This window comes from Massilia sp. TSP1-1-2, assembly GCF_049896185.1.
Taxonomy (GTDB): domain Bacteria; phylum Pseudomonadota; class Gammaproteobacteria; order Burkholderiales; family Burkholderiaceae_D; genus Telluria_A.
Map to the genome: position 1 here is coordinate 1 of NZ_JAFCTU010000182.1, position 667 is coordinate 667.

At 60.0% G+C, this 667-nt stretch carries 1 pseudogene; it reads right to left on the minus strand.

From position 1 onward, the window contains the following. Positions 1 to 589, minus strand: a pseudogene (locus ACP7BV_RS27595) (IS4 family transposase); the annotation flags it as partial. Between the last annotated feature and the right edge of the window lie 78 nt (positions 590 to 667).

Here is a 667-nt window from a genome sequence, read left to right on the forward strand (position 1 = left end):
GAAGCGCCTCGACCTTGCAACCATTCTTGAGGACATTGAAATAGATCTCGATTTCCCAACGCGCGCGATACCAGTCAATCAATTTAATGGCGTCTTCCAGCGTTGATGCCGCCCGGTTTGTCAGCAGGCGCCATTCGACTGGTTTGACGCCCTTCGGCGCGTCGATTTCGCCCACGACGATACAGGTGGCCAAAACTGTCCCGGCTTTGCCGTTCGCAATGCTCACCTCGCGTGGCCAAAGTTGCTGGCGCGCCTTGTGCGCCTTCTGGTCATCTCTGCCCGGCATGGTAAAGGTGATCTCGCCCAACGCGGCGCCGGCGCTCGTGTGCGCCCACAGCTTTTCGCCGTCACCATCTGGCAGGCAGCGATTGTGCTTGGCCCGCACAAGCCAGTCGGTCGGTGTGCCCAGCACCTGCGCGCGCGCCATCATGGCCAGCAGATCGGCTTCGCGGTCGGCCACGTACACTAGCCGCGTCGCTGGCATCTCGGCCGCCATTTCCGGCACGCGTTCATAGCCTTCGATCCAGCGCGTGCTTTCCTTCTGACCGTGTCGCACGCCATCCTTGTCGCGCTCTTCGTGCGCCCACATCTGTTACGTTCCGCAGTATTTTAGGGGCGGCGTACCATCCTATTCGAGGTTGAATTTTCGAACTTGTCGCGATGTTTT